This is a genomic window from Streptomyces sp. NPDC054866 (assembly GCF_053610745.1).
The window spans coordinates 1361756-1387670 of sequence record NZ_JBSGZA010000001.1 but is presented as its reverse complement, the minus strand read 5'-3'; the positions used below and the strand labels follow the sequence as shown (position 1 = coordinate 1387670).

18 protein-coding genes and 1 pseudogene are annotated in these 25915 nt (G+C 71.1%); 6 read left to right on the top strand and 13 right to left on the bottom strand.

The features are described from left to right. Window positions 1-191: 191 nt before the first annotated feature. Window positions 192-1268, top strand: coding sequence for a recombinase RecA (gene recA, locus ACWGI2_RS05850; RefSeq protein ID WP_453694235.1), 1077 nt, complete (start codon window positions 192-194; stop codon window positions 1266-1268). A gap of 101 nt (window positions 1269-1369) precedes the next feature. On the opposite strand, the gene ACWGI2_RS05845 is transcribed toward recA, so the two are convergent. After that, window positions 1370-1690 carry a MerR family transcriptional regulator gene (locus tag ACWGI2_RS05845; RefSeq protein ID WP_453694234.1) on the bottom strand — a complete coding sequence of 107 codons (321 nt, stop codon included), beginning with the start codon at window positions 1688-1690 and terminating at the stop codon, window positions 1370-1372. A 963-nt stretch (window positions 1691-2653) separates the two neighbouring features. On the opposite strand from ACWGI2_RS05845, the gene ACWGI2_RS05840 reads away from it, so the two are divergent. The 3 genes and pseudogenes from ACWGI2_RS05840 to ACWGI2_RS05830 all read left to right on the top strand — a co-directional run. Continuing rightward, a complete protein-coding gene (locus tag ACWGI2_RS05840; RefSeq protein ID WP_453694233.1) occupies window positions 2654-3013 on the top strand; it encodes a hypothetical protein in 360 nt (119 codons plus the stop codon). An 888-nt stretch (window positions 3014-3901) separates the two neighbouring features. Next, the gene (locus tag ACWGI2_RS05835; protein WP_453694232.1) at window positions 3902-4072 is read left to right on the top strand and encodes a hypothetical protein; all 171 of its coding nucleotides are present in this window, start codon (window positions 3902-3904) and stop codon (window positions 4070-4072) included. 334 nt (window positions 4073-4406) lie between these two features. After that, window positions 4407-4644, top strand: a pseudogene (locus tag ACWGI2_RS05830) (integrase); the annotation flags it as partial. A 206-nt stretch (window positions 4645-4850) separates the two neighbouring features. On the opposite strand, the gene ACWGI2_RS05825 reads toward ACWGI2_RS05830, so the two are convergent. After that, on the bottom strand, window positions 4851-5480 hold the full coding sequence (locus tag ACWGI2_RS05825; protein ID WP_453694231.1) for a TetR/AcrR family transcriptional regulator: 630 nt from the start codon (window positions 5478-5480) through the stop codon (window positions 4851-4853). 88 nt (window positions 5481-5568) lie between these two features. Here ACWGI2_RS05825 and ACWGI2_RS05820 point away from each other — a divergent pair, with 88 nt between their 5' ends. Further along, entirely contained in the window at window positions 5569-5952 is a 384-nt protein-coding gene (locus tag ACWGI2_RS05820; protein WP_453694230.1) for a YrdB family protein, read from the top strand. 33 nt (window positions 5953-5985) lie between these two features. Here ACWGI2_RS05820 and ACWGI2_RS05815 read toward each other — a convergent pair whose 3' ends face one another. The 9 genes from ACWGI2_RS05815 to ACWGI2_RS05775 all read right to left on the bottom strand — a co-directional run bounded on the left by ACWGI2_RS05815 (window position 5986) and on the right by ACWGI2_RS05775 (window position 22930). Continuing rightward, the gene (locus tag ACWGI2_RS05815; RefSeq protein WP_453694229.1) at window positions 5986-6774 is read right to left on the bottom strand and encodes a thioesterase II family protein; all 789 of its coding nucleotides are present in this window, start codon (window positions 6772-6774) and stop codon (window positions 5986-5988) included. Continuing rightward, complete coding sequence (fabD, locus tag ACWGI2_RS05810; protein WP_453694227.1) at window positions 6771-7724, bottom strand: ACP S-malonyltransferase; 954 nt, start codon at window positions 7722-7724, stop codon at window positions 6771-6773. The genes ACWGI2_RS05815 and fabD overlap by 4 nt, the downstream gene beginning before the upstream one ends. Continuing rightward, window positions 7721-8323: a flavin reductase family protein gene (locus ACWGI2_RS05805; protein WP_453694225.1), complete on the bottom strand. Its 603-nt coding sequence runs from the start codon at window positions 8321-8323 to the stop codon at window positions 7721-7723. The genes fabD and ACWGI2_RS05805 overlap by 4 nt, the downstream gene beginning before the upstream one ends. Beyond that, window positions 8320-9375, bottom strand: coding sequence for a MupA/Atu3671 family FMN-dependent luciferase-like monooxygenase (locus ACWGI2_RS05800; RefSeq protein WP_453694223.1), 1056 nt, complete (start codon window positions 9373-9375; stop codon window positions 8320-8322). Before ACWGI2_RS05800 ends, ACWGI2_RS05805 begins: the two co-directional genes overlap by 4 nt. Before the next feature lie 67 nt (window positions 9376-9442). Continuing rightward, complete coding sequence (locus ACWGI2_RS05795) at window positions 9443-10720, bottom strand: MFS transporter (protein WP_453694221.1); 1278 nt, start codon at window positions 10718-10720, stop codon at window positions 9443-9445. Window positions 10721-10807: 87 nt separating this feature from the next. Continuing rightward, window positions 10808-12361: an amino acid adenylation domain-containing protein gene (locus tag ACWGI2_RS05790; RefSeq protein WP_453694219.1), complete on the bottom strand. Its 1554-nt coding sequence runs from the start codon at window positions 12359-12361 to the stop codon at window positions 10808-10810. After that, window positions 12358-16029: a beta-ketoacyl synthase N-terminal-like domain-containing protein gene (locus ACWGI2_RS05785; RefSeq protein ID WP_453694217.1), complete on the bottom strand. Its 3672-nt coding sequence runs from the start codon at window positions 16027-16029 to the stop codon at window positions 12358-12360. Before ACWGI2_RS05785 ends, ACWGI2_RS05790 begins: the two co-directional genes overlap by 4 nt. Next, on the bottom strand, window positions 16026-20948 hold the full coding sequence (locus ACWGI2_RS05780; protein WP_453694215.1) for an amino acid adenylation domain-containing protein: 4923 nt from the start codon (window positions 20946-20948) through the stop codon (window positions 16026-16028). Before ACWGI2_RS05780 ends, ACWGI2_RS05785 begins: the two co-directional genes overlap by 4 nt. A gap of 110 nt (window positions 20949-21058) precedes the next feature. After that, the gene (locus tag ACWGI2_RS05775; RefSeq protein ID WP_453694213.1) at window positions 21059-22930 is read right to left on the bottom strand and encodes a non-ribosomal peptide synthetase; all 1872 of its coding nucleotides are present in this window, start codon (window positions 22928-22930) and stop codon (window positions 21059-21061) included. A 154-nt stretch (window positions 22931-23084) separates the two neighbouring features. On the opposite strand from ACWGI2_RS05775, the gene ACWGI2_RS05770 reads away from it, so the two are divergent. After that, complete coding sequence (locus ACWGI2_RS05770) at window positions 23085-23825, top strand: SDR family NAD(P)-dependent oxidoreductase (RefSeq protein WP_453694211.1); 741 nt, start codon at window positions 23085-23087, stop codon at window positions 23823-23825. A gap of 279 nt (window positions 23826-24104) precedes the next feature. On the opposite strand, the gene ACWGI2_RS05765 is transcribed toward ACWGI2_RS05770, so the two are convergent. Further along, complete coding sequence (locus tag ACWGI2_RS05765) at window positions 24105-25643, bottom strand: MFS transporter (protein ID WP_453694209.1); 1539 nt, start codon at window positions 25641-25643, stop codon at window positions 24105-24107. After that, a complete protein-coding gene (locus ACWGI2_RS05760) occupies window positions 25640-25861 on the bottom strand; it encodes an MbtH family protein (protein ID WP_453394939.1) in 222 nt (73 codons plus the stop codon). The genes ACWGI2_RS05765 and ACWGI2_RS05760 overlap by 4 nt, the downstream gene beginning before the upstream one ends. Window positions 25862-25915 lie beyond the last annotated feature (54 nt).

Sequence of the window (25915 nt, the reverse complement as noted above, 5' to 3'; positions counted from 1 at the left end):
CGGGCCGGTCTGCGTCCGGAGCGGTCCGGTGCGCGTCCCGTCCCGCTCCCCCGCAGTTTGGTACCTTTCACTGGACACGCAAATCGATCGGATGTTCGTTTCTTGGGATCTCCGAGACGTCCGTTGTCGGCAGTAGACGCTCACGTCCTCCGACGTGCGGCGTGCCACACAATCGGACCGGGTGAAAGCTCATGGCAGGAACCGATCACGAAAAGGCGCTGGACACCGCGCTCGCACAGATCGAGCGGAAATTCGGCAGGGGTGCGGTCATGCGCCTCGGCGAGCGGCCCAATGAGCCCATCGAGGTGATCCCCACCGGATCGACCGCGCTGGACGTGGCGCTCGGTGTGGGCGGTCTGCCCCGCGGCCGTGTGGTGGAGGTATACGGGCCGGAGTCTTCCGGTAAGACGACGCTGACGTTGCACGCCGTGGCGAACGCGCAGAAGGCCGGCGGCTCGGTGGCGTTCATCGACGCCGAGCACGCTCTGGACCCGGAGTACGCCAAGAAGCTCGGCATCGACACCGACAACCTCATCCTGTCCCAGCCGGACAACGGTGAACAGGCCCTGGAGATCGCCGACATCCTGATCCGTTCCGGCGCGATCGACTTGATCGTCATCGACTCCGTCGCGGCCCTGGTGCCGCGCGCGGAGATCGAGGGCGAGATGGGCGACTCCCACATGGGTCTGCAGGCCCGTCTGATGAGCCAGGCGCTCAGGAAGATCACCAGCGCGCTCAGCCAGACGAGGACGACGGTCATCTTCATCAACCAGCTGCGCGAGAAGATCGGCGTGATGTTCGGCTCGCCGGAGACCACGACCGGTGGCCGTGCGCTGAAGTTCTACGCGTCGGTGCGGCTCGACATCCGACGCATCGAGACCCTGAAGGACGGTGCTGACGCGGTCGGCAACCGCACCCGCGTCAAGGTCGTCAAGAACAAGGTCGCCCCACCTTTCAAGCAGGCCGAGTTCGACATCCTCTACGGCCAGGGCATCAGCCGCGAGGGCGGCCTGATCGACATGGGCGTGGAGAACGGCTTCGTCCGCAAGGCAGGCGCCTGGTACACGTACGAGGGCGACCAGCTCGGCCAGGGCAAGGAGAACGCCCGTAACTTCCTCAAGGACAACCCCGACCTCGCCAACGAGATCGAGAAGAAGATCCTCGAGAAGCTCGGAATCGGGGTACCGGCGAAGGCCGCAGTCGCCGAGGACACGGGCGCCGTCCCGACCCCTGATGCCGCACGGACCTCGGCGGGAAACGCCGACTGATAGTCGGCTGGAGGCACAGTCGACTGGGAAGCACCGGAAGTTGCGCATCCCGCGCGAGCGGAGATGTTCCGTCGCGCAAGATCCTGAAGAAGTTTCAGGTCTCAGCCTGCGGTTGCGGTGCGGCGGTATTCGGCATTGATCCGCTGGGCTTCCTCGAGCTGGTCTTCCAGGATGACGATGCGGCAGGCAGCCTCGATCGGGGTGCCCTGGTCGACGAGTTCCCGGGCGCGGGCGGCGATGCGCAGTTGGTAGCGGGAGTAGCGGCGGTGTCCGCCCGCGGAGCGCAGCGGGGTGATCAGGCGGGCGTCGTCGATGGCACGCAGGAAGCCCTGGGTGGTGCCGAGTATTTCGGCGGCCCGGCCCATGGTGTAGGCGGGGTAGTCGTCGTCATCGAGACGGCTGAACGAGTCGTCTGCTGTCATCTGCACCTCTCTATGGAACGCGTGAACGCGTGGAGGGGCCCGGGTGCCGTACTGGCACCCGGGCCCCGAAGGAAACTGCTACACCATCATCTGCCGGCCCTGATACTGCGCCGGCCTTCTGTTTCCGCTGACCCGACCTGGAAGGCGTCGGGATCGCGGGGATCGCGGTTGCTTGACCGGAGACCACCTCACTATCGATGTCCTGCGGTACCCGGACCTGTCATGCCGTCCGGGCGATCCTGATGGCGTCTCGCTCCTCCGTTTCCCTCTTGAACCACTTACTTACCTACGGGAACTGCGTACTGCTGGGTGGTGCGTACTGCTGGCGACCTGAGTAAGCGTCACGCTTCGACAGCCAGCCCCGTCGCCTCTCCTGCATCTGCTCTGGCTTAGAACCCCACTGCCGAACCTCCCGATGCGCGCGCCCGCAGCCGACGCCTTCACCGAGGTGTTGCTCACTTACCTTCACTGCTGGGTACTGCGAACTGCACTTACCAGTACTGCACTTGCGGGTACTGCTGCCCGGCAGTTCATCCCTGCCGGGCCCTGCTGTCTCTCTGGGTTACGAGAGAAACCATAACCACACCACCGCCCAATGTCTACCTCGGCCGACATAGATTTCCGGATGCCCGCCAGTGAGGCAATCGGCCTCGAACGGTGACGGAGGGTGGGAGCAAGGCGTTCATCGCCTGGTTCTCGGGCTGCCTGCCGGGCCACAGGGCCAGAGCAGACGGGGACCGGGCATGAGCGTCGCCAGAGCGCCCGAGATTTCCTCGGACGCGCCCGACCGGTATGGCTGCACCGGAGGCTTCGCTGGCCCATGGCCAACCGCCTCGCCCGCACCACCGCGATCACTCGCCCGGCCGCCGACGCCTAGCCTCCGGCGGCAAGCCAGCGAGGGCGCGTCTCGCCCGGTAGCACCACCGTTGAAGCAGCTGGAGCGTCGGCGAATACAATTCGCCCATGTCGAAGCATGATGAGCTGCTCGTTGCCATCGCCGCCCTGGTGGAGTCCGGGCAGAGCAATCAGATGTCCCTGACCGTCGTGACCGGTGGCGCTGTCATCACCGGTCGGCTGGCTCCCGAAACAGTGTGGCGCCAGCGTGTCGCGGAGGTCCTGACGGACTCCACCCACCTGGGGGAGTTCTCCGTCATCTTCGATACAGCCACGGATAAGAACGGGCCGCCGACGCATCTGCACTTCCACGTCGCCCGGATCCTGCAGGTCACGGTGGGGATCCCGGAAACCGGCGGGATGTACCGCGTCGCGATCGAGGACATCAACGCCTGGACCGTGGGCGACTTCAGCTATTCCGACCACTGAGCAACCAGAACACTCCCAATCCGTGCAGTTCAAGCGGCATCTTGGTACCCGTACAGGACTCCGCCGAGGCGGTCTCTCCGGCGTGACCACTGCGGCCGAAGCCGAGCAGGCGATGCGCTAGCAGGGCCACTTGACGAGTATTAGGGCAAGGGGGCGCACAGCGCGCCCCCTTGTCTCACACACCAGACCGGGCGGCAGAGATTCTCCGTGGGAGCACAGAGAGCGGCTCCCCGCTCCCAAAGACGCTCCCAAACACGAAGTAGGGGCCACCCGAAGGTGACCCCCTACCTGCGACGTTTCCGTCGGGACGACAGGATTTGAACCTGCGACCCCTTGACCCCCAGTCAAGTGCACGACCTGGATTCGGAGTTCTGAACCCCTGTTGGCAGCCGTGCGACGTCATACGCGGAAGTACGGCTCCACTGGACCCCTACTCGGCCGCGGTGTAGACGCCGTCGGGCTTGTAGATGCCGAGCCCACTACCGCAAGAGTGAGGCGAGGCCGTCGAGGAGCGCTGCCTTGTATGCGGCCCCCTGCAGTCACAGGAGGCCGCGGGATGCGTGATGAGTTCCTGGAAGGGATCCGTACCCGTGAACCAGGCTGAACCGCGACGTCCGCCATGCCCACGTAAGGTTCACCAGCCGACCCCAACGGGCGAAGGCGCCGCCGAATCTGTAGATCGTGGCAGGCTGCTAGAGCTGCTCGTAAAGCCGATGGCGCGCTGTGGGCGGCCTACGCGGCGGGCGATCTCGTTGCGGCCATGGCCTTGCGCGTGGACGCGGCGGACAGCATCGCGGTCCTCTTTGGTGACCGGGTTGCTGTAGTGGTTGGGCATGCCCACCCCCTCTGTTGGCGTGCGTCGCCGTCCAGCGGGGGAAGCCTGACGTCATGCAGATGACAGAGTCCTTCGCTGCGACGGTTGCCGCAGTCTCGCCCGTGATTGTGCTCGTGGGCGTGGTGGAGGTGGACCAACACCGCAAGATCCTTAACGAATCGCTCACCGCGAACTCCGAGGAACTTCGCCTTGCCCTTGAGCCCCTTCCCCGTGAGCCGACATGAGAGCAAGTGGAGGCGGTGCGTGCTCGGTTCGAGGCCCTGCTACCCGAGGCGCGACGGCGTACCAAGAGGTTGGTGCGTACCTATTTCTTGGGGATCACCTGGCTTGTGGTCGTATTCGCGCTTGTTTCAGTTGAGGCTGTGGCCCTGGGGTGGCTCGCGAAGCCTGAAGGCAAACCCGAAACAGGTCAGGCTGTGTACTGCCTGACGGCTCTCATCATCGGCATGTTCTGGGTGGCAACCCCGGCAATGTTCCGTCTACTGCGCGCTCCGATCGAGCCACTAGCAAGACCTGTCAGCACGGCAGGAGGTGTAAGGCAACGAAGGACCGCACTCCAGAATTCAGGGCGAGCTGCGCCGTCTCGGTCATCGCGTCGGTGCCTCCACGTTCCGCCGGCTGCTGCGTGCCGCCGGACTCCCGCCCGCGCCCCGGCGTGCCGCTGAGCAGACTTGGCCCCAGTTCCCCCACCGGCGCCTGGGTCACCCAGCAGGCCAGGAACCTCCTGCTGATCCTGGGCGAGGACGCCGGCCAGTTCAGACACCTCATCCGTGATCGCGATGCGAAGTTCACGGCCCGCGAGGAAGGCCCGGTACTGCCCAAACTCGTGAACATCACTACGGAGACGCTGCAAGAGGTGGAACTTCTGCCCGATCAGCGTGCGCACCCGGGCGGCGGACCACACCTGGTCGTCCGTCCAGCCGTGCGCGGCCGACCCTTCGGGTGAGGCACGATTCGAAAGTGCTCTCGGAAGTGAGACATGAAGTCGAACCCCGGTAGCGATCAGCTTCGTTCGGCGCGCGGGGCCGGTGCTAGGGCTCCGGCCAGGGCCTGGTCGACGAGGCGGGAGGCGTAGTCGCCGCTGAAGGGCTCGCCGGTGATCAGCAGGCGGTAATAGACCGCGCCCGCCAAGCCGTCGAAGATCAGGTCCGGTTGGGCGTCGGCGTTCAGGTCGCCGCGTGCCCGCGCGGTCTCCAGGAGTGCGAGCGGCACTGCGTTGCGACGGGCGAAGACCGCCCGTACGGCCTGGCCCACGTCCGCATGGCGGGCGGCGGCTGCGACGAGCTCCGCGACCAGGCCGGCCGACGGGCCGTCCACCGACGCTCCGACCCGGCGCATGCGGTCCAGGCCCGCCGCGATGGCTTCGAGATACGCGACGAGGTCGTGCCGGATGTCTCCGGTGTCCGTCACCGGGACGTCGTCCTGGATCTTGGCGACGACGGCGACGATGAGGTGGTCCTTGGTGGGCCAGCGCCGGTAGAGCGTGGTCTTGGCGACCTTGGCCCGCTGGGCGACCTCGTCGATCGAGTAGCCCTCGTACCCGCGCTCCAGGAGCAGTTCGTGCGCCGCCGCGAGGATGCGGGCGTCGGTGCCTTCCCCCCGGGGGCGGCCGCGCCGGGCAGTGGTGGTCATGGGAACGAATTTAACCGGACCACCTCCTTTACGCAACGGCCGTAGCGTAATTATGCTCCCCTCACGTCACCGACCCTGGGGGTGCACGTTGACCACCATCGCTCTGGCCTACAACCCGGCCATGCTGTTGATCCGCTTCCTCTTCGAACTCTTCGCGCTGGGCTGCCTCGGTCTGTGGGCATGGCGCAGGACACCACCACCATGGCGCCGGCTCACCGTGATCGCCCTGCCCGTCTTCGTCGGCTGGGCCTGGGGAGCCTTCGCCGTGTCGGGCGACGAGTCGCGCTCGGGCGAGACCGACTTCGAGACACCGGGCCCGCTCCGGCTGCTCCTCGAACTCGCCGTGTTCTTCGGGGCGGTCGCCGCCCTCCACCAGCTGGAGATCCGCCGCGTCGCCCTCTGGTTCCTCGTCGCTCTCGTCGCCTATCACGTCCTCGCCTACGACCGGGTCTGGTGGCTTCTGACGAAGTGACAGGGGCGGGGCGGCGGGACGGCAGCCCCTGATTCACCAACTGGCCGTTCCTGGCAGGGCCGTGTCGATTTCCTCCACGATCTGGGCGACGACCGCGTCGGTCATGCCGTCGAAGTAGAAGTGCGCGCCCGCGAAGAGGTGCTGCCCGATGAGCTGGTCCGCTCCCGCGGCCCACTCCATCAAGTGGCCGGGGGTGACCACCGCGTCGTCCTCGCCGCCGAAGAGCGAGCAGGGGACGGCGATGCGGTCCGCGCCCGCCCGGCGGGGATGCCACCCGCCGACCACCTGGAAGTCGGCGCGCAGCCGCGGCTCGTACAGCTGCCAGATGTCGTCGTCCTCGACGATGGCCGGGGGCAGTCCGCCCATGGCCGCGAGGGCGTCCCGCAGCTGCGGTGACGGCAGGGTGTACATGGGTGGGCCGGCGTCGGCGGCCGGCTCGAAGGGGGCCCCGCAGGAGGAGATGCCGAGCCATGCGGGTTCCGGCAGGAAGCGTTCGGCGAGCTGCTGTGTCATCTCGTACGCGATGAGGGCGCCCATGCTGTGTCCGAAGAGCGCGAACGGCACGTCCAGTCGCGGCGCCACGGCATCCAGAAAATGGGCGGACAGCCCCGGGGCGGTGACGTGGGCGGGCAGCTGGCTCAGGGATCCGCGGCCGGGCGCCTCCAGAAGGCAGATGTCCCAGGAGGCCGGGAAGCGCGGAGCCCAGTCCCGGTAGGCGAGATGCGAGCCGCCCGCGTGGTGCAGCAGGAACAGCCGCAGCTCCGGGTCGTCGACCGGGCGTGGGCGGATCACAGAGGCGGCTGTGGTGGCGAGTTCGGTCATGCCCTGTCCTTGTCTGCGGTGGCCGCGGCGGCTGCGGTGGCCGTGGCGGAGCGGGGTGCGGTGGCGATGTGCAGGGAAGTGGGGCGGGGGGCCCCGGCCGCGCCGTGGGCCGAGCCGCGGATGGCGCGCAGCAAGCGGGTGAGGACCGTGCCGACTCCGATCTCCTTGAACTCCGTGCCGGGGCCGTCAAGTTGTTCGACGGTCCGCTGCCAGAGCACCGGGTGGTCGATCTGGTCCCGCATCAGCTCGATCAGGGAATCGGCGGTGTACGGCCGCGCGGTCCGGTTGGCGAGGACGGGGAACGCCGGGGCGGCGAGGGCGGTGGCGCGCAGCACCGGGGCGAAGGCGGCCGCCGCCGGAGTCATATGGCGGGTGTGGAAGGGGCCGCTCACGTTCAGCTCACGGACGCTGTGGGCGCCCGAGCCGCGCAGCAGGGTGGCCGCCGCCGTCAGTTTCGCCAGCGGTCCGGCAATGACCGACTGGTCGGCGGTGTTGAGATTGGCCACCTCGACCGACTCGAGCCCGGCACGGCGGAGCAGCAGTCGGATCACCGCCTCGTCCATGCCGCTCACGGCGGACATGCCACCGTCGGTGATCGCGGCCATGGCCCGGGCCCTGGCCGTCACAAGCCGCAGCCCGTCCGCGAAGCCGAAGACCCCGGCCGCCGCGAGGGCGTTGTACTCGCCCAGGCTGTGGCCGATGGCCACGTCCGGGGCGCTTTCTTCGGTCAGGGCAGCCGCGTATGCAAGGGAGTTGACGACGTACACGGCGGGCTGGGTGAACTCCGTGTGGGCCAGCCTGCCTTCCGGGTCGTCGAGGCACAGCTCCCGGATCGAGTAGCCGAGGACGTCATCGGCCTGCGCCGTCTTCTCGGGGAAGCGGTCGAACAGGTCCTTTCCCATGCCGAGGTGCTGTGCGCCCTGGCCGGGGAACATGAAGACACGGGTCACGGGCGCTCCTTGCGCGGGGCGAATCGGCTGTCGGAGAAGAGCAGCGCGGGCCGGTCGGAGAGCACACCGAAGGACTCGGCCCGGCCGAGCAGCAGGGTGTGGTCGCCCGCGGGGTGAGCGTCCTCGACCGCGCAGTCGAAGTAGGCGACACCATCGAGGAGTACGGGTGCGCCGGAGTACGGTGCCGCGCTCCAGGGCCGTCCGCCGAAGGCCTCGCGTCCCACCGGGCGGGCCGGGTCGGCGAACCAACGGGCGTCGCCCTCCTGCCGGTCGGAGAGCACGGTGACCGCGAACCGCCAGCCGTTCAGGACGTGGTCGTGCAGCCGGGAGCTGCGGCCCAGCGAGACGAGGACCAGCAGCGGGTCCATCGACACGGTGGTGAAGGAGTTCACGGTAGTGCCGTGCGGCTGCCCGTCGACGACGGTGCTGACCACCGTGACACCGGTGGGGAACCGGCCCGCCGTCTGCCGGAAGGCCCGCCGCGCGGCTCCGGCGTCCGGGTCCGCGGCCCTTGCCGTGAGGGCCGGGGGCGCGGCCGGCCGCTGTGTGCTGTCGAGGATTTCGTCCGCTCCGGTCAGGAGCTCTCCCGCCCCGCTCATGCGCTCAGCTTCTTCAGCGCGTCGAGCTGCGGAAGGCCGTCGAGGACGACCTTCGTGGGCAGCCCGAAGTCGATGAGGCAGGCGATCTCGTCGACACCGAGGTCTTTGAGGCGCTCGACGACCCGGGCCGCCTTGGGCACGGTGCCGAGCAGCCCGCCGTCGTCGTAATAGCGGTCGAAGGCCCGGTCCACCAGGAAGTCCAGGTCCTTCTCGCGGAGCTTGGCGGGATCGAGGCGCCGCGCACCGGTGTGGGCTCCCGAACCGAGGAGCAGCCCCACCGAGGTGCGCAGGTAGTCCCGCAGTGGCTCTTGGACCAGGTCCCGGGCGGTGTCCTCGTCGTCGTGCAGATAGGTGTGGACCATCACCACGACGTGGCCCCGCCAGCCGTCGGCGTCGGGGCGGGCGGCCACGGCCTCGCGATAGGCGGTGATCTTCGTGGCAAGCTCGTCGATGTCCTGGCCGAGCAGATGCGTCAGGACGCCGGCGCCCAGCGTGCCGGCGTTGCGGAAGGTCTCGATGCCACCCGCGCTGGTGATCCACACCGGCAGCTCGCGCTGCACGGCACGCGGATAGGACCGCACCCGCTGCGTCTTGCCGGTGCCGTCGACGACCTCCGCCTCCTCGCCGCGCCACAGCCCGCGGACCTGCCGCACGGTGTCGAGGAGGACCTCACGACGGTTCTCGTACGACTCCGGGCGCAGCGCGAAGTCCGTCGCGTGCCAGCCCGAGGCGAAGGCGAGTCCGACCCGGCCGCCGGAGATGTTGTCGACGACCGACCACTCCTCGGCGATCCGCAGCGGATGGTGCAGCGGTGCGACGACGCTGCCCGCGCGGACCGCGACCCGTCTTGTGGCCGCGGCGATGGCGGCGCCGGTCACCGCGGGGTTGGGGTAGAGCCCCCCGAAGGGGTGGAAGTGCCGCTCTGGCGTCCATACGGCGGTGAAGTCGTGCTCATCGGCGAAGCGCGCTCCGTCGAGGACCAGGTCGTAGCGGCTGCCGCCGTCGCCGGGCGCGGTGCTGTCGTTGCCGAAGTAGAACAGGCTGAAGTCCATGTGTGTCTCTCTGACGGTCCATCTGGCGGACGGGAGGCGGGGTGGATGTCGTTCCTGGGAGCAGGTGTCAGGCCTGGGTCGACCCCGCGGGCTCGGCCGCTCGTTGCTCCGGCTGCGGGTGTGCCCGAGTGCGGGCCGCCCAGGCCCCGACCGCGGGGAAGGCGAGACCGCCGGCGAGCACCACCGCCCCGAAAAGCAGCCAGCCCGGCCAGCCCCAGCCGATGATCACGGCGGTGGTGAGGGCCGGAGTGACGGCAGCGCCCACCCGCTGCGCGAGATTGAAAAGCCCCTGGTACTGCCCGTGTGCGTCTTCGGGAGCCAGGTCGTAGGAGAGCGCCCAGGACCCCGCCGAGTGCAGCATCTCTCCGCATACGTGGACGAAGGCGCCGGCGATCAGGCAGACGGCCGCGACCCAGGCGGGCTGCCCGGCGGACAGGGCGAAACAGGCGCAGGCGACGGCGAGCAGGATGCCGGATCTGCGGAGGGCGCGTGTTCCACCGTGTACGTCCTCGGCACCCTTGCTCATCCGTACCTGGAACAGCACGCACATCGCGGTGTTGATGAAGATGATCCCGGCGTACAGCGAGGCCGGAGCGTCGGTGCGGTGGGCGATCCAGATGGGCAGGGCCACGGTGAGCAGCGCGTCGGTGCCGAGCACAAGGACCGCGTTGAGGGCCGCCACGGTCAGGTACGGGACGTCGCGCAGCACATGCCGCCGGTCCACGCCGTCCTTGGCCGCGGCCGCCGCCTTGGTGGGCGGCAGCGGCAGGCACATCAGGCCCGCGACGACGAACAGGGCGCCGCTGCCGAGCAGTAGCACGGTGTAGAGCGCCGCGGAGTGGGCGGCGAGCGCCGCGCCACCGAGCAGGGTGCCGAGCGAGAGCCCGACGTTGATGACCGACTGCAGATAAGCGCGGGCGCGTACCCGCTCGGCCGCCGGAAGGGCCTCCGCGATCAGTGCGCCACGGGCGGCCGCCCCCGCGGCGTCCGTCATCGAGGCAAGGGCGACGACGGCCAGGAAGCCGGTGAAGCCGCCGACGAAGGCGTAGCCGCAGACCACCACGCCCTGCACGACGCCGAACACCACGGAGGTGTTGCGGGAGCCGAGCCGGTCCGACAGCTGCCCTGCCGGGATGCTCACCACCATCGCGAGGACGGCGGCGACGGTGAGACCGAGGCCCACGCGCTCCGCCGGGATGCCCACGGAGCGGATGAAGAACAGCACGCTGACGGAGAGCAGGAAGCCGTTGGCGACCGTCCGGGCCAGATTGCTCGCGGCGAGGACGCGCACCACACCGGGCGGGGGCTTGAGATCTCGGAGGATCGTGGGGATCGGGAGCGACATCGGACTTCCTGAACTTCTCGTAGAGACCGGATGGTTGGCGGCTGCGGGCCGGGCCGGAACCGGACCGGGTGTGACGCAGTCCGGGTGCTAGGAGAACCGCTGCCGCAGCGCGGGGCGGTCGATCTTCCCGTTGGGGTTGAGCGGCATGGCGGCCAGCTGCTCGAAGCGGCGCGGCACCATGTGCACGGGCACCTGCTTGCGCAGCCAGAGCATGACGTCGGTGGGCTTCACCGGCTCGCCCGTGTAGCAGCCGACCAGCTCGGTCTCGTCGCGGCCCGGTACGGCCACCACCACGGCATCTGCCAGCGCCGGGTGGCGGCGCAGCGCGGACTCGATCTCGCCGAGCTCGATGCGGTAGCCGCGCACCTTCACCTGGTTGTCGAGGCGCCCGAGGTGCGTCAGGGTGCCGTTCTCCCGGCGGACGCGGTCGCCGGTGCGGTAGTAGTGCGCGGGGGTGAGCGGGCCCTCGCCCCGGTAGACCTCGGCCGGGTGGTCGCCGGCCGGGTCGTAGGAAAGGAAGCGGCCCGCGTCGTCGGCCGGGTCGAGATAGCCGTCGAAGCGCTGCGAGCCGCGGATGCACAGCTCGCCCTCCTCGGCGGGGCGGCCCGACTCGTCGAGGACGACATGGTCGAGGAAGCCGTAGACGGGGCCGATGGGCACGGTCCCGTTGGACGAGTCGGGCCAGTCGTCCGGGTCCTCGGGGAGTCTGAACTCCGTGCAGGCCACGGTGAGTTCGGTGGGGCCGTAGACGTTCTCGATCCGCGCCTTGGGTGCCGCCGCCCGCCACAGCCGGGCCTGGCGGTCGGTCAGCTGCTCACCGATGAAGATGCCGTGGCGCAGCTGGGTCGCCTCGCCCGCGGGCAGGTTGCCGAGGCCCGCCGTCACGGACACCACCGAAGGCACCGAGAACCAATGAGTGAGGGACCGTTCGACTACGTACTCGACCGGCTTGAGCAGTTCGATGCGCTGCGGCACGACGAGGGTGGCGCCGCCGCCCCAGGTGACGAAGAGGTCGAAGACCGACGGGTCGAAGGTGAGGTCAAAGGTGTGCGAGACCCGGCAGCCGGGGCCGACCTCGAAGCGTTCGATGTTGTGGGCGATGTACGGCGCGAGATTGCGGTGCTTGATCGGTACGCCCTTTGGCCGCCCCGTGGAGCCGGAGGTGAACAGGACGTACGCGATGTCGTCGGGTGTGGCGGTACGCGGCGGCAGTATCCCCTGCGCGTACGGCAGCCCGGCCGTCGTGTCGTGGTCGAGCCGGACCACGGTGAGCCCCGACTGCCCCTGAGCTGCCTCCAGTTGGGCGGCGCCGGCGTCGTCCACCACGAGGACGTCGGCGCGGGCGAGCTCGCACACGGCACGGTTACGGCGGGCCGGGTAGCCCGGGTTGAGCGGGGTCACCGTGGCACCGAGGCGCTGCGCGGCGAGATAGCCCGCGAAGGCGGTGAGGCTGCGCGAGGCCAGCAGGGCGACCCTGGCGGGGGGCTTGCCGTGCGCCTCGACGAGTGCGGCGGCGACCGCGCAGGCCCGCTCGTCGAGCTGCCGGTAGGTGAGGGGTTGGCCCTTCACCTCCAGGGCGGGCTCCTCGGGGTAACGGTCCACGGAGCTCGCGAACCAGTCGTACAGCGTGCGGTCGTTCATCGGGTTCCTTGCGTGCTGAGGGTGCCTTGCGGGGCGTCTTCGCGCAGTGCCACGTGGCCGAGGAGCTCCGCGTAGCCGCCGCGGCGCCGCGCGGCGAAATCGAGGCTGCGCAGCAGGAGTTCGCCGGTGGGCCGGGGGTCGTGGCCGCCGCGGCATAGCCAGGACTGCCAGGCCTTGGCCTCGATCCGGGTGGCGCCGAGGGCGAACCGGCCCATGGCGCGCGGGGCGAGCGGGTCGAGCGTCTCGTTCTCGTGGTCCAGGGCGCGCAGCGCGATGTCGCGCTGCCACTGGCGCTCGGTGACGGTGGACGTCGGGCGGTCCGCGGCCGCGAGCAGCTCGAAGAGTCGCTGTGCGGTCACGGTGTCCTCGCCGACCAAGTGGTAGGCGCGGCCCTCCGACACCGGGGAGAGGGCGAGTTCGGCGATGGCACGGGCCGCGAGATCGACCGGGCTCACGGCCAGCGGACGCTCGTCCCTCGGATGCGCCCCGACGGCCAAGGCGCCGGCGAGCAGCCGCCACAGCGGGTGGTCGGGATCGCAGGCGCCGGAGGCGGCGCTGCCGAGCAGCAGCCCGGTACGGAACACCCGGACCCGCATGCCGTCCTGTTCGGCCCGCCCCAGCAGGCGCTCGCCGACCCAGGCGGCGACGGCCCCGCCATGCATGCCGGGGCGCAGCGGCTGTTCCCGGGTCTCCTCGACGTGGCCCTCGGCGCCGAGTCCGGCGCCGCAGGCGCTGAGGGTGGAGAGCAGGGTGATGTCGTCGATGCCGTGGCCGCGCATCCAGGTGAGCAGCGCGGCGAACGGCAGGACGGTGTCATCGCGCAGCTCCTCGTACGGTCCTGTGAGCCCGAACGGTGCGGGCGTGTGCACCACCCGGGCCACCCCGGCCGGGAGTTGAGCGGCCACCGGCCCGGCGAACAGCCCGGCGAGCCCGGCCGGTCCGGCGAGCAGCAACGGCACCCGTGCGGGGTCGGGGGCCGGTAGCGCACAGGCCTCGGCCCGCGCCCTGAGCAGCTCCCGGCCCTCGGCCTCGCCGGCCACGGGCAGCACACAGTGCACGCGGCCCTCGCCCGACCTCAGCAGCTCGTGCAGTACGAAGGTGTCGAGGAAACCGGTGGCGCCGGTCAGCAGGGTGTCCCCGGCAGCCGTGGCCCCGGTTCCGACTCCGGCACGGGGGTGCACCTCGCCCAGAGGGAGGCGGAGGTCGGCGTCGACCAGGTCGGCCTCGGTGGCCGGGGCCGGTGCCGCACAGGGGCGGGCGGCCGTGGCTTCGGCGGTGTCCGGTGCGCTGGTGAGGCCGCGTACGATCTCGGCCGTTCTGCGCGCGGTGGCCTGGGCCCCGCCCACCCGGTAGACGTTCACGGCGACGCCGAACTGTCGCTGGACGCCTGCCTCCACGCGCATCGCGGTAAGGGAGTCACCGCCCAGCTCGCCGAACTGCTCATCCGGGCCGAGGTCGGTGCGGCCGAAGATCTGCCGCCACAGCTCGAGGAGTGCGCGCAGTACGGAGTCGCCCTCGTCCGGCGCCTCGTCTCCCGGCGCTTCGTCTCCCAGCGCGGCGACGGCTGCGGGGGCGGTCTCCGCGGTCCGCGCGGGGGGTGCGGCCGGCGGGGGCAGGTGGTCGAGGGCCCAGTAGCGGCCGCGCGTGAAGGGGTAGGTGGGCAGGGCGAGCCGCTGTCCGCGGCCGTCCGCGAGGGCTGCCCAGTCGACCTCGATGCCATGCAGCCAGGCGGCGGTGACGGCCGCGTCCAGTCGGTCGGCGAGTAGGGGCCTGGAGCCGGGACTGCCGCAGTCGGGGTCTCCGGGGTCTGCGGGGTTGCCGTCGGGGTCTCCGGGGTTGCCGTCGGGGTCTTCCAGCGGCAGGACGTGGTCGATCTCCGTGCCTTCTAGGGCCTGGTGGCCTGAGTGGCCGTCCACCCCCGGGCCGATCAGGATCGTGAACCTGCCTGCCGGTACGGCCAGTTCGTCTCCGGTGACCGTGACGACCTCGGCACGTCCGCCGAACGCGGTGTGCAGGCGGGTGAGGACGGGCCGGGCCGCCGCGGCCGGCGCCGAGACCACCAGTTGCACCCGGCGCAGTGCCTTCGGCGCGGGCCCGGCGGGAGCGCGCAGGGCGTCGGCGAGGAGGGCGCGGTCGTCGGCCGGGCGCACGGTCACCACGCGGCGGTGAGCCTGGCCGGTGCGGCCGACCCGCAGGGTGTGGGCCACATCGGCGACCGGCACGGTCGGGTCCTGCTCCAGGGCATCGGCCAGGTTCCGGGCCACTGCGTCGAGTTCGGCCTCGTCGCGGGCCGACAGGACGAGCCTGGCCTGCTCGCGCTCGGGGGCCGGGGCGCGGGTCGGGGCGGGCGGCGGACCGATGACCGCGGTGGCGTTGGTGCCACCGAGGCCCATGGAGTTGACCAGGGTGTAGGGGGCTCCGTCGGCGACGGCGGAAGCGTCCCGGGAGATCGTGAAGGGGCTTTCGGCAAGCACGCCGGGGTTGCGCGGGCGCTCGAAGAGCGGGTGCGGTGGGAGCCGGCCGGTGCGGGCCACCTGGATCGCCTTGATCAGCCCGGCGATACCGGCAGCGGGTCCGCAGTGCCCGATATTGGCTTTGACGGAGCCGAGGCCGCAGTACCCGGTGAGCACCGGCCCGGCACCGGCCCGCAGGCCCGCGGTCAGTCCGCGCAGCTCGATCTGGTCGCCCAGCGGGGTACCGGAACCATGAGCCTCGACGTAACGCAGCTGGTCGCCGCGGATCCCGGCCACATCGAGGGCCGCAGCCACGACGTCGGCGAGCCCGGCGGGGCTGGGGGCGGTGAAGCCGGAGCGGTTGGAGCCGTCGTTGCCGACGGCGGTGCCCCGTACGACGGCGAGCACGGGGTCGCCGTCGCGCTGGGCGTCGGAGAGCCGGCGCAGCACCACCACTCCGACGCCCGAGCTGAAGGACGTGCCGGTCGAGCGGGCATCGAACGGCCGGCAGTAGCCGTCCTTCGAGGAGAGCGCGCCCACCTGGTGGCGGTAGCCGAGCATCGGCTCATTGACCGAGGCGCCGCCCGCGAGGGCCATGTCGCACTCGCCGGACAGCAGGCTGAGAACCGCGTAGTGCACTGCGGTCAGCGAGGACGAGCAGGCGGTCTGCACACCGATGGACGGTCCGCGCAACCCCAGCTTGTACGCGACCCGGGACGGCAGGAAGTCGCCGAGCCCGCCCAGGTGCAGGGCCACGTCGTCGACAGCCGCGATGACACCGCCGGTCAGCGCTCGGGAAGTCTGCAAGGCCGCGAGGTAGGTGCTGGGGCTGCCGCCCGCGAAGACGCCGGTGACCAGGCTGTCGCCGATCGGCGGGTGGCCCGCGGACTCCAGGGCCTGCCAGCAGGTCTCCAGGAAAATGCGCTGCTGGGGGTCGGTGGCCTCGGCCTCGGAGGGCGAGTAGCCGAAGAAGTCGGCGGCGAACTCCGCGGCGCCCGGGATGCCGGCCGCCCGCTTCACGTACTCGGGCGAGGCGAGCAGCTCTTCGCTCAGGCCCGCCGCGCGCAGCCGGTCGGGATCGAGGTCCCGGATCGCGACCTGACCGGTCGCGATGTTCTGCCAGAACTCGTGCGGGCTCCAGGCGTCGGGGAAGCGGCAGCCGACGCCTATGACAGCTATCGCCCCGTCGTCGTTCAAGTCGGTGGTGGGGCTCATGCGGAGCCCTCCGGCGAGGCAGTGCGACGGTTGCGGCCGATGAGGCCGGAACGGCCCCGGCCCACGCCGGTCTCCGGCTGCTGCGGGGCGGGGGCGGCGGCAGCGGTGGCGCTGCCGAGGAGGAAAGCCACCTGGGCCTCCACCGTGCTGTGCTCGAAGAGATCGGCGGCTTCGAGCTCGCCCCCGGTGAGCTCGCCGAGCCGGTCCAGGAGCACGATGAGCAGCAGCGAATCCCCGCCTGCCTCGAAGAAGTTGACGTCGCGCGGCGCCTCGGGCACATCGAGCACTTCGCTCCAGGCGTCGGCCACCAGGTCGGCGAGCTCGTCCGGGGTGCGCGGGGCGTCGGTCTTCGGCTGGGAAACGGTTTCGAGCACAGGGGCCTCCGGATCGTTGGACAGGTCGCGGGCGGCCCGCGCCAGGTCGGCAAGGAGCTCGTCGACGGTCGGTCCGTCGAACAGAGCGGTGAGATGGACAAGGGAGAAGACGAGGCCGCCCGCGCCGCCGGTGACGGTCAGCTCCAGCTCGTACTTGGCCTTCAGCCGAGGCGGGACCACATAGCGGGCCCCTGCCGCACCGCTGAGCCGCGGCGGCTGCGGCGCTTCGTCGACGGCGTTCAGATACACCGGGGTGACGGGCGGCCTGCTCAGATCGCGGTCCGGGTGCAGCGCGGCGGCCAGCGCGTCGAAGGGCGTGTCCGCGTACCGGTACGCGGTGAGCGCCGACTCCCGCACTCGGGCGAGGAGTTCACGCCAGGTCGGTCCGTCCGCCAGATCCGCCCGTACGAGCAGCGTGTTGACGAACATGCCGACCGCTTCGGCACGCCCGGCGCCGTCGCGGCCCGCCCAGGGGAACGCGAACAGGAAGTCCCGCTGGCCGGAGCGCCGGGCCAGAGCGGCCGCGAGGAGGGTGGCCGCGGCCATGAAGGTGGTGCAGCGCTGTTCCGCCGCGATCTCCCTGATCCGCTGCGGGAGTTCACCGGTCAGCCGTACCTCGCGGTGGTCCGCGTCGGTCGACTGCGTCTTGGTACGCGCCCGGTCGTGCGGCAGCTCGATATCGGTGGGCGCCCCGCGCAGGACGGCGAGCAGCCTCTCTGTCCCGTCCGTGACCGCGCCCGCGCCGTCCGTGGGCACCGCGGCCGGGTGGCCCGGCTCCGGGAGGAGGAGCGGCACGCCCGTGGTCAGAGCCCGGTAGGTCTGCGCGATGTCCCGCATGACCAGCTCCAGGGACCAGCCGTCGGAGACGATGTGATGGACGCCGTACACCAGCAGTGTGCGGTCGTCGGCGACTGCGATCACCGAGCCGCGCGCCGGTGCGTCGGCGGCGAGGTCGAACGGCGTCCAGCACAGCTCGCCGATGCGCGCATCGAGTTCAGCTGCGGTCCAGCCGGTGCCGTCTTGCAGGACGACTTCGGGGACCGGTCCGTCCGTGCGGTAGACGATCTTGCGGGCCTTGGCATCGAGCGCGAAGCGGGAGCGCAGGCCCGGGTGCCGGGCGAGCGTACGGGCGAAGGCTTCGCGCAAGGCGTCGCGGTCCACGGCGCCGGTGAACTCGACGACGCTGGGGGCGAGATACGCCGTGCGCTGGGCGGGCAGCCGGTCCATGAACCAGAGCCGCTGTTGTACGGGAGTGGCCGGGTGCGGGCCCTGAGCGTCCCACTCGGCGGCGGTACGCGCCATGTGCTGTTTCCGGTCCCGGCCCTCCGCTGTCTCCTGCGTCTCCGCCAGGCAGCGGGCCAGCCCGGCCACGGTCGGCTCGGCGAGGAAGGCCCGCAGCGAAACGGCCGTGCCCCATTGCCGTTCGGCCTCGGCCAGCAACCGGACGGCGAGCAGCGAGTGTCCGCCCAGGGTGAAGAAGTCCGCGTCGGGGCCGAGGGATTCCGGGTCAGGTGCAGGGGTGAGCACGGATACGAGGAGGGCGGCCGCCCGGCGCTGCGCCGGGGTGAGTGCGGCGGTGGGGGCGGCGTGCGGCAGCGGCCGGTCGCGCAGCCTGGCCAGGGCCGCGAAGTCGACCTTGTCGTTGACCGTGCGGGGCAGGGCGGCCACGGCGTAGATCTCGGCGGGCAGGACGGCGGCGGGCAGCCAGCGCAGCAGCGGGCGGACCACCTCCTCGCGGGTCGGGCGTGCGTCGCCGACCCGGCACTCGTCTTCGAGTTCGACGTACGCGGCGAGCGCGGGCGGCGACCCCACCGCGTGCACGGCCGCGGCCGCGACGGCCGGGTTCTCCTCGATGAGGCGGGTGACCTCGCCCGGCTCGATCCGATTGCCGAGGATCTTGACCTGGTCGTCGGCCCGGCCGAGATAGCCGAGGCTGCCGTCCGCGCGCAGCACCACGCGGTCGCCGGTGCGGTACATCCGGCTGCCGGGTGCGCCGAACGGGTCGGGCAGGAAGGCCTGTTCGGTGAGGTCCGGCCGGTTCAGATAGCCGAGCGCCACACCGGCGCCCGCCACGTACAGCTCGCCGGGGACGGTCGGCGGCAGCTCCTCGCCGTGCGGCCCGAGCACATAGGCGCGGGTGCCGGGCAGCGGCACACCGATCGCGGGGGCCCGGTCGTCGGCCGGGTCGACCACGGCGTAAGTGCTGTTGCAGGACGCCTCGGTGGGACCGTAGACATTACGGACCGCGGTGTCCCAGCGGCGTACGCACGCCGTGGCCAGCCTGCGCGGGAGGGCCTCGCCTCCGGAATAGAGGACGCGCAGGGTGGTGGCGGCCGCTCCGGCGGGGGCGTTGTCCTCGTCGGCCTCCAGCATGGCGTGCAGCAGGCTGGGCGTCAGCGAGCCGCCGACGGTCGCGCCCTCAGGCCCCCGGACCAGGCGGAGCAGGGCGCGCGGGTCGCGCCGCTCCACGTCGTCGGCGACGATCAGGCGGGCGCCGGCCAGCAGGGCTTCCACGACGTTGAAGGCGGCGGGGTCGAAGGCTGTGCCCGCGGTGAGCAGCAGCCGGTCGTCCGGGCCGAGCCCGCAGTCCCGGCCCCACCACTGCGCGGTGTTGAGCAGCCCACGGTGCGGGACGAGTACACCCTTGGGGCGGCCGGTGGTGCCGGAGGTGTAGATCACCGCGGCGGGGTCGTCACCGACTGGCTGCTCACCGGCGAACGGCATCAACCCGGCGCCCTGTGAGCGTAGTTCGTCGAGCAGTACCGGCTTGGCACCGGTGTCGAGGCCGGCGAGGAGGTCGGCGCCCTCCGCACAGACCAGCACCACTTGGGCCGCGGTCTCGCCGAGGATGAACTCGATGCGCGCGGCCGGGGTGTCCATGGCCAGCGGCACGAACGCCGCCCCGGCCCGCAGCACCCCGAGCCACGCGGCAACCAGGGCCGCGCCCCGCGCCGAGAGCACCGGCACCAGGTCTCCCCGCCCGACGCCGTGCGCCCGCAGATGCCCGGCCACGGCCCGCGACCAGGCATCGAGCTCACCCCAGGTGAGATTCCGTCCCGCACAGGTGACGGCGACGGCGTCCGGGGCGGCGGTGGCGAGGCGCTGTTCGAGCAGGGGCAGCACGGTCAGGGCGCCGGTTCCGCGTGCGGAGGGCCCGGCGCCGGTCAGTACCCCGTACGGCAGCTCCCCCGACGCCCGCCGGGTCACCGGGAGTTCACGCAGCCGCGACTCCGGGTCGGCGACGGCCGCGGTCAGCAGGGCACGGTAGCTCTCGGCGACGTGGGCGGCGGTATGGGCCCGGTAGCGGTCGGTCGCGTACTCGATGGTGGCGGAAAGACCGCCGTCGGGCGCGTACTCGAGGATCAGGGACAGGTCCTGCTTGGCGGTGCCGGTAGGGAGCAGGACGGGCGGGTGCCAGGGGTGGCGGCCCCCGGGGTCGGCGGCCGGTGCGTTCTGGAGCACGAATCCCACGTCGGCGAGGTTGCCCCGGACCGCGGCGGTCAGCCGGTCGAACGGGAGCCTCTGATGGGCCAGGACCCGGAAAGCCTCGCCGCGCGACGCCGTGCACAGCTCGGCGAAGGTGGCCCCGGGGTCGGGTGCGCAGTGCAGCGGAACGCTGTTGACGAAGAAGCCGACGAGGCCCTCCACCGCGGGGTGCGGCCGGTTGGCCGCGACCGTGCCGAGCAGGAACTCACGCCGCCCGGTCCAGCGCTGCACCACGGCCTGGAAGGCGGCGAACAGCACGACGAACGGAGTGACCTTGAGCCGCTTGGCCAGGGCGTCGACCGCTGCCGAGAGCTCCGCGTCGAGCGCGAACCGGTGCTGCTCGCCGCGACGGTCGCCCTCGGCGGTGCGGCGGCGTGGCGGGCAGGGCCCGAGTTCAAGTTCGCCGACCGCCCCGGCGAGCCGCGCTGCCCGTTCGCGGACGCGGGCCTCCAGCGCGGGGTCGTCGGCGACCGCACGGTCCCAGACCGCGAAGTCCGCATACTGAACGGGCAGTTCCGGCAGGACCGGCCGAGCGCCCGTGAGCGCCTGCCGGTACGCGTCCGCGAGGTCGCCGTAGAGCGCGCCGAGGGACCAGCCGTCGATCGCGATGTGGTGGACGGTGAGCAGCATGGTGCCGGGCCCGTCGCCCTCCTGCCACACCGTGCAGCGCAGCGGCGGCCCGGCGTCGAGGGCGAAGGGCGCGCGGGCCTCCCGGGCCAGCTCCGGATCGCCCGGCGGCCCCGACTCGATGACGGTCAGGGGTACGCGGACGGAGCCGGGCTCTGCCATGTGCTGGACCGCGGCCCCGTCACGTACCGCATAGCTCGTACGCAGCACCTCGTGCCGCGCGACGACCGCGGCCAGGGCCGCGGTGAGCGCCGGGACGCTGATGCGCTCGCGCCAGCGGCTCAGGAGCGGCACGTTGTAGACCGCGGAGTCGGGCGCTGCCTGGTGGATGAACCAGAGCCGCTCCTGCGCGGGCGACAGCGGCGCGATGGTGGCCGCGAGGCGCTGGGGTGCCGGGGGCACGGCAGGGGAGGACGGGCGCGGCTGCGCCATCGGGGGTTCCTTCCTCAAGTGGTGCACCACGTGGTGCGTCAAGCAGTGGGCTACGTACGCGGATTGGGCCGGGCACGCATCGTGCGGAGAGCCGGGGCGCAGGGCAGGGCCTAGAGCCGCACCCCGGCGGCCCGGATCTGCCCGGCCAGCTCCGCCAGGTCCGCGGCGAGCAGGATGTCGGTGGGGTCGAGCGGTGTGCCGAGCAGTTCGCTGAGCCGGAACGCGGCCTGGGTGGCCACGATCGAGTTGCCGCCGAGGCTGATGAAATCGTCGGACGCGGACACGTCCGGGGTGCCGAGGAGTTCGGCCCAGACCCCGGCGATACGGGCCTCGACCGGGTCGACTGCGAGCGGGGCGGCCGGGAGCGCGTCGGTAGGGACCGCGTCGGCGGACCGTCCGGCCGGGCCGGGGCGCTGCTCCTGGGCCGAGGCGAACGCGCCGATCAGCTTTCCGATGTGCCGCCGGTCGGCCTTGCCCGTGGAGCCGAGCGGGAGCGTGTCCAGGGTCAGCCACCGGGCGGGGACCATGTAGGAGGGCAGCTGTCCGCCGAGCCGCTGGGCAAGTTCGGCGGTGACGTCCACGCCGGGTGCCGGGGCCAGACAGGCGCCGGCCAGCTTGGCCGATGGCCCCTCGCCGATCTTCTCCACGAACGCGGCCTCGGTCAGGCCGGTGGCGACGGCGGCCCCCTCGATCTCCTCCAGCTCGATCCGGAAGCCGCGCAGCTTCACCTGGCGGTCGACCCGGCCGATGAATTCGTACGCCCCGTCGGGCAGTTGGCGGGCCAGGTCGCCGGTTCGGTAGACGGTGCCGCGGGTGCCGTCGGATGACGCGTACGGAACGAAGGACCGGGCGGTGCGCTCCGGCTGCCCGAGGTAGCCGGTGGCCACTCCGGGCCCGCCGACGCAGAGTTCGCCCACGCCGCCCGGGGCGACGGGAGTGAGCGCGTCGTCGAGGACGTGGATCTCCGCCGCCCGCACGGGATGGCCGATGGGAACGCGGGTCCGGTCGGCCAGGGATGTCTCGGTGCAGTCGAAGTACGTGGCGAGGACGGTGGTCTCGGTGGGCCCGTACACATTGACCAGGCGTCCGGGCGGCCCCTCGGCCAGCACCCGGCGGACCGCCGGGAGCTCCAGTTGTTCGCCACCGACAAAGAGCAGCCGCAGCGAACCGAGCGCCCCTGGGGCCTCTCTGGCCACCATGTGGAACAGCGAGGTGGTCAGCAGCATTGCGCTGATGCCCTCGTCGCGGATCAGCGCGGTCCAGCGCTGCAGGTCGACATCGACCACGGAGGGCAGCACCACCAGCGTGGCGCCTGCGGTGAGGGCGCCCCAGACCTCCCAAGTGGCGGCGTCGAAGGCGGGGTTGGCGACGCTGCCGACCCGGTCGTCGGCGTGCAGGTCGCCATGGACGGGCGCGGTCACCAGGTCGCGGACGGCACGGTGCGGAACGAGCACGCCCTTGGGGACGCCCGTGGAGCCCGAGGTGTAGCCGACGCAGCAGGGGGACTCCTCGTCCACCCGCACATCGGGGGCCGGGGTGTCGGCCCGGACCGCCCCCGCCACGGTGAACCGCGGAACGGCGGGGTCGGCGTCGAGCGGGCGGGAGCGCAGGGCCGGGCCCTCGCCGACGATGATGGCGCCGACCCCCGCTTCCTTGAGCACGGTCGCGGCCCGGTCGGCCGGGGCGTGTCCGTCGAGCGGGAGGTAGGCGGCGCCGGCCCGTGCGATGCCCAGCAACGCGACGGCGAGCTCGGCGCCGCGGTCCAGGTCGACGGCGACGGGGCAGCCCGGCGCGACGCCATGCGCGGCCAGCTGACCAGCTACGGTGCCCGCCCGGTACCAGAGCTCCTGATAGCTGAGCTCGACTCCGGTGAGGGCTTCACGGACCGCGACGGCGTCGGGGGTGTCGTGCAGCCGTGCCTCGACGATGCGGTGAACTCCCCCCGCACCTGGCTCCGCTGAAACTGCCGACGACGACCCCATGACTCTCCTCGTGCTCAGTACCGATTCCCCGGACGGCCCCCGGGCGGAATGAACACCGAGCGCCATAATTCCATTTGACGGAAAGACATTTCCGCAAGACGGACAGTAAGCTATGATCCGCTTCAACAATTTGTCAACGCTTCAGGAGGTAGAAATGAGCGAGGAACGCGTCGCCCTGATCACCGGATCGTCATCCGGAATTGGCGCTGCAGTAGCCCGCCGCCTTGCCGCTGAGAACATCAAGGTGGTCGTCAACTCCGCGCGCAGCGAAACCGCGGGCAAGGCATTGGCAGCGGAACTCCCGGACGCCATATACGTCCAGGGCGATGTGTCGAAGGCGGACGACTGCCACCGCCTCGTGGAGAGCGCTGTGAACGCCTACGGACGGCTCGACATCCTCGTCAACAACGCCGGTGCCACCCGCTTCATCCCCCTGAACGACCTGGAGGCCGCCGACGCCGACGTCTGGCGCTCCATCTTCGAGGTCAACGTCATCGGCGCCTGGCAGATGACCACGGCCGCGGTCCCCAACCTCCGGGCCAGCGGGGCGGGAGCGATCATCAACGTCTCCTCGGTCTCCGCGACCCGGGCGCTCGGCAGCTCCATCCCCTACGCGGTCAGCAAGGCCTCGCTCAACCACATGACGCGCCTGCTGTCGACCCAGCTCGGCCCGGCGATCCGGGTGAACGCCGTCGCCCCGGGGCTCATCGAGACCCCCTGGTACGACGAGGCCGAAGAGGTCTGGGACAGCTCCCGCGAGTGGATCACCGCGAACACTCCGCTGCGCCGAGTGGGTACGCCCGAGGACGTGGCGGAGGCGACGCTCTACCTGGCGAACGCCGCGTACACCACCGGGGACGTACTGACGGTGGACGGCGGCCGGCACGTCGTCTGAGCCGTCCGGGCAGCACAAGGGATCCGCCCTTGCGGTCGCGCCGAGCGCGACCGGAGGGGCGGATCTCCGCGCTTTCAGACAGCCGGAACCAGGTTTGCTTGCGTATTCAGCAGAACCAAGCACGGATTGGCCGGGCTTTCATTTTCCGGTAACGCATTCACAGAATTCCCAAGGACCACCCAGGGACCACATCCCGCACCCACCGTTTCCCTGGACTTCCGGGATACGGACAATGCGCACGGATGTGGAACCTGAGGAGGATTCTCGGCCAGCATCGGCTCAGCGCAACCCCACCGAGGATTCCTGCTCTGTGCCCGCCCCGGATTCGGCCGCGGATTCGGCCGCGGGCTCGGGCTCGGCAGCCTTTTCGTTCGCGGTGCCCGGCGCACTCTCCCGGATCGCCAGAGTGAGCAGCGCACCCGCCGCCATGATCGCCACGGGCAGGAACATCGTGAACTTGATGGCGGCGGTGGCATCCCCGGTCGCCAGCTGCGCCTGCAGCACCGCGCCCACGGCCGCGCTGCCCAGCAGACTGCCGCTCAGCCGGGTCGTGTTGAACACCCCGGACGCCGAACCGGCCATGTCGGGAGCGATGTTCCGGAAGGCCACGACACTCGCCGGCGCAAAGCCGACGCCCATGCCGATGCCGACGCAGATCAGGCCGGGCAGCAGCACGGTCCAGCCGGAGCCGTCCTGGATGAGCGCGCCCATCAGCGCAATGCCGCCCGCGAAGAAGCCGAGGCCGGTGATCAGCACGTACTTGCCGCCGAACCGGTCGGTGAGCGTGCCCGAGTACGGCGCGATGAACACCGACACCAGCGGCGCCACCGCGACAAGCAGTCCCGCCTGGAAGGCGGAGAACTCCTGCACGTCCTGCAAGTACAGCGGCGTGAGCAGCATGACGCCACCGAGCCCGCACGGCAGCACGCAGACGACAACCGCCATGAGCGAGAAGTTGCGGTCCCGCAGCACCGCGAACGGAATCAGCGGATCCCGGCCCTGCCGCCTCTGCTCGACCAGGAAGAACGCACCGAGGGCGAGGATCCCCGCACCGGCGAGCACCGGCACGGTCACCGGACCCCACAGGCTGCCCCAGTTGTGCGCCTCGCCTTCAAGCAGCGCGTACACGATGGCCAGCATCGCGACGGCGAGGACGCTCGCGCCGAGCACATCGAGACGCTGTTTCTTGCCGGTGTCCAGCTTGGGCACGGCGAGCAGAACGAGGACCGCGCCGATGATCCCGACCGGCACATTGATGTAGAAGATCCAGCGCCAGCCGAGCGAAGCGGCGAGCAGCCCGCCGAAGGTCGGCCCGGCCGCCGCGACGATGCCCGCGAACCCGCCCCACACACCCATCGCCTTTCCCCGCCGCTCGGCGGGGAAGATCCGCGTAATGATCACGATGGTCTGCGGAGTGAGCAGAGCGGCGCCCACACCCTGTGCGAGGCGCGCGGCGATCGCCTGCCCCGCGTCCTGGGCCATCCCACAGCCGACGGAGGAGACCGTGAAAACGGCAAGGCCGACCAGGAAGATGCGGCGCGGCCCGAACATGTCGGCGAGCCGGCCGCCGATCACCAACAGGGCGGCGTACGAGAGCAGATAGGCGTTGACCACCCACAGAACCTGGTCGAGACCCGCGTCGAGGCCGCTGCCGATCTCGGCGAGGGCCACATTGACCGCGGTGGTGTCGAGGAGCACCACGGCGCTGGCGAAGCAGATGGCGAACATCGCCCACCAGGGTGTACGCATCCTGGCGACGAGCCGCTCCCGCAGGCCGGGAGGCCCCGCGTTCCGCTGTCCGGTCCGGTCCCCGGTCATGAGGCCTCACCCTCCACGGCACGCACCAGGCTGCGCGGGCGCATGTCCTGCCAGGCGGTCTCGATGTGGTCCACGGCATGCTGCCGGGCATCGGGGCCGAACTCGACGGTCCAGCCCGCCGGTACGTCGATGGTGGCGGGCCACAGAGAGCGCTGGCCCTCGTCGTTGACGAGTACCAGGTAGCTCGTGTCGGCGTTCTCGAACGGGTTTGTCTGCACTGCTGCTTCCCTCGGTTCGTTCGTGGGGGCGATCGATGAAGTGGTCGTCACGGC

What these genes read in the sequence shown, in the direction of transcription:
- ACWGI2_RS05800 (WP_453694223.1), bottom strand. Translation starts at nt 9,375, where the DNA reads ATGGACTTCAGCCTGTTCTACTTCGGCAACGACAGCACCGCGCCCGGC.
- ACWGI2_RS05825 (WP_453694231.1), bottom strand. Translation starts at nt 5,480, where the DNA reads ATGACCACCACTGCCCGGCGCGGCCGCCCCCGGGGGGAAGGCACCGAC.
- ACWGI2_RS05775 (WP_453694213.1), bottom strand. Translation starts at nt 22,930, where the DNA reads ATGGGGTCGTCGTCGGCAGTTTCAGCGGAGCCAGGTGCGGGGGGAGTT.
- ACWGI2_RS05780 (WP_453694215.1), bottom strand. Translation starts at nt 20,948, where the DNA reads ATGGCGCAGCCGCGCCCGTCCTCCCCTGCCGTGCCCCCGGCACCCCAG.
- ACWGI2_RS05790 (WP_453694219.1), bottom strand. Translation starts at nt 12,361, where the DNA reads ATGAACGACCGCACGCTGTACGACTGGTTCGCGAGCTCCGTGGACCGT.
- ACWGI2_RS05795 (WP_453694221.1), bottom strand. Translation starts at nt 10,720, where the DNA reads ATGTCGCTCCCGATCCCCACGATCCTCCGAGATCTCAAGCCCCCGCCC.
- ACWGI2_RS05835 (WP_453694232.1), top strand. Translation starts at nt 3,902, where the DNA reads ATGCAGATGACAGAGTCCTTCGCTGCGACGGTTGCCGCAGTCTCGCCC.
- ACWGI2_RS05805 (WP_453694225.1), bottom strand. Translation starts at nt 8,323, where the DNA reads ATGAGCGGGGCGGGAGAGCTCCTGACCGGAGCGGACGAAATCCTCGAC.
- ACWGI2_RS05845 (WP_453694234.1), bottom strand. Translation starts at nt 1,690, where the DNA reads ATGACAGCAGACGACTCGTTCAGCCGTCTCGATGACGACGACTACCCC.
- ACWGI2_RS05770 (WP_453694211.1), top strand. Translation starts at nt 23,085, where the DNA reads ATGAGCGAGGAACGCGTCGCCCTGATCACCGGATCGTCATCCGGAATT.
- ACWGI2_RS05815 (WP_453694229.1), bottom strand. Translation starts at nt 6,774, where the DNA reads ATGACCGAACTCGCCACCACAGCCGCCTCTGTGATCCGCCCACGCCCG.
- ACWGI2_RS05840 (WP_453694233.1), top strand. Translation starts at nt 2,654, where the DNA reads ATGTCGAAGCATGATGAGCTGCTCGTTGCCATCGCCGCCCTGGTGGAG.
- recA (WP_453694235.1), top strand. Translation starts at nt 192, where the DNA reads ATGGCAGGAACCGATCACGAAAAGGCGCTGGACACCGCGCTCGCACAG.
- ACWGI2_RS05785 (WP_453694217.1), bottom strand. Translation starts at nt 16,029, where the DNA reads ATGAGCCCCACCACCGACTTGAACGACGACGGGGCGATAGCTGTCATA.
- ACWGI2_RS05765 (WP_453694209.1), bottom strand. Translation starts at nt 25,643, where the DNA reads ATGACCGGGGACCGGACCGGACAGCGGAACGCGGGGCCTCCCGGCCTG.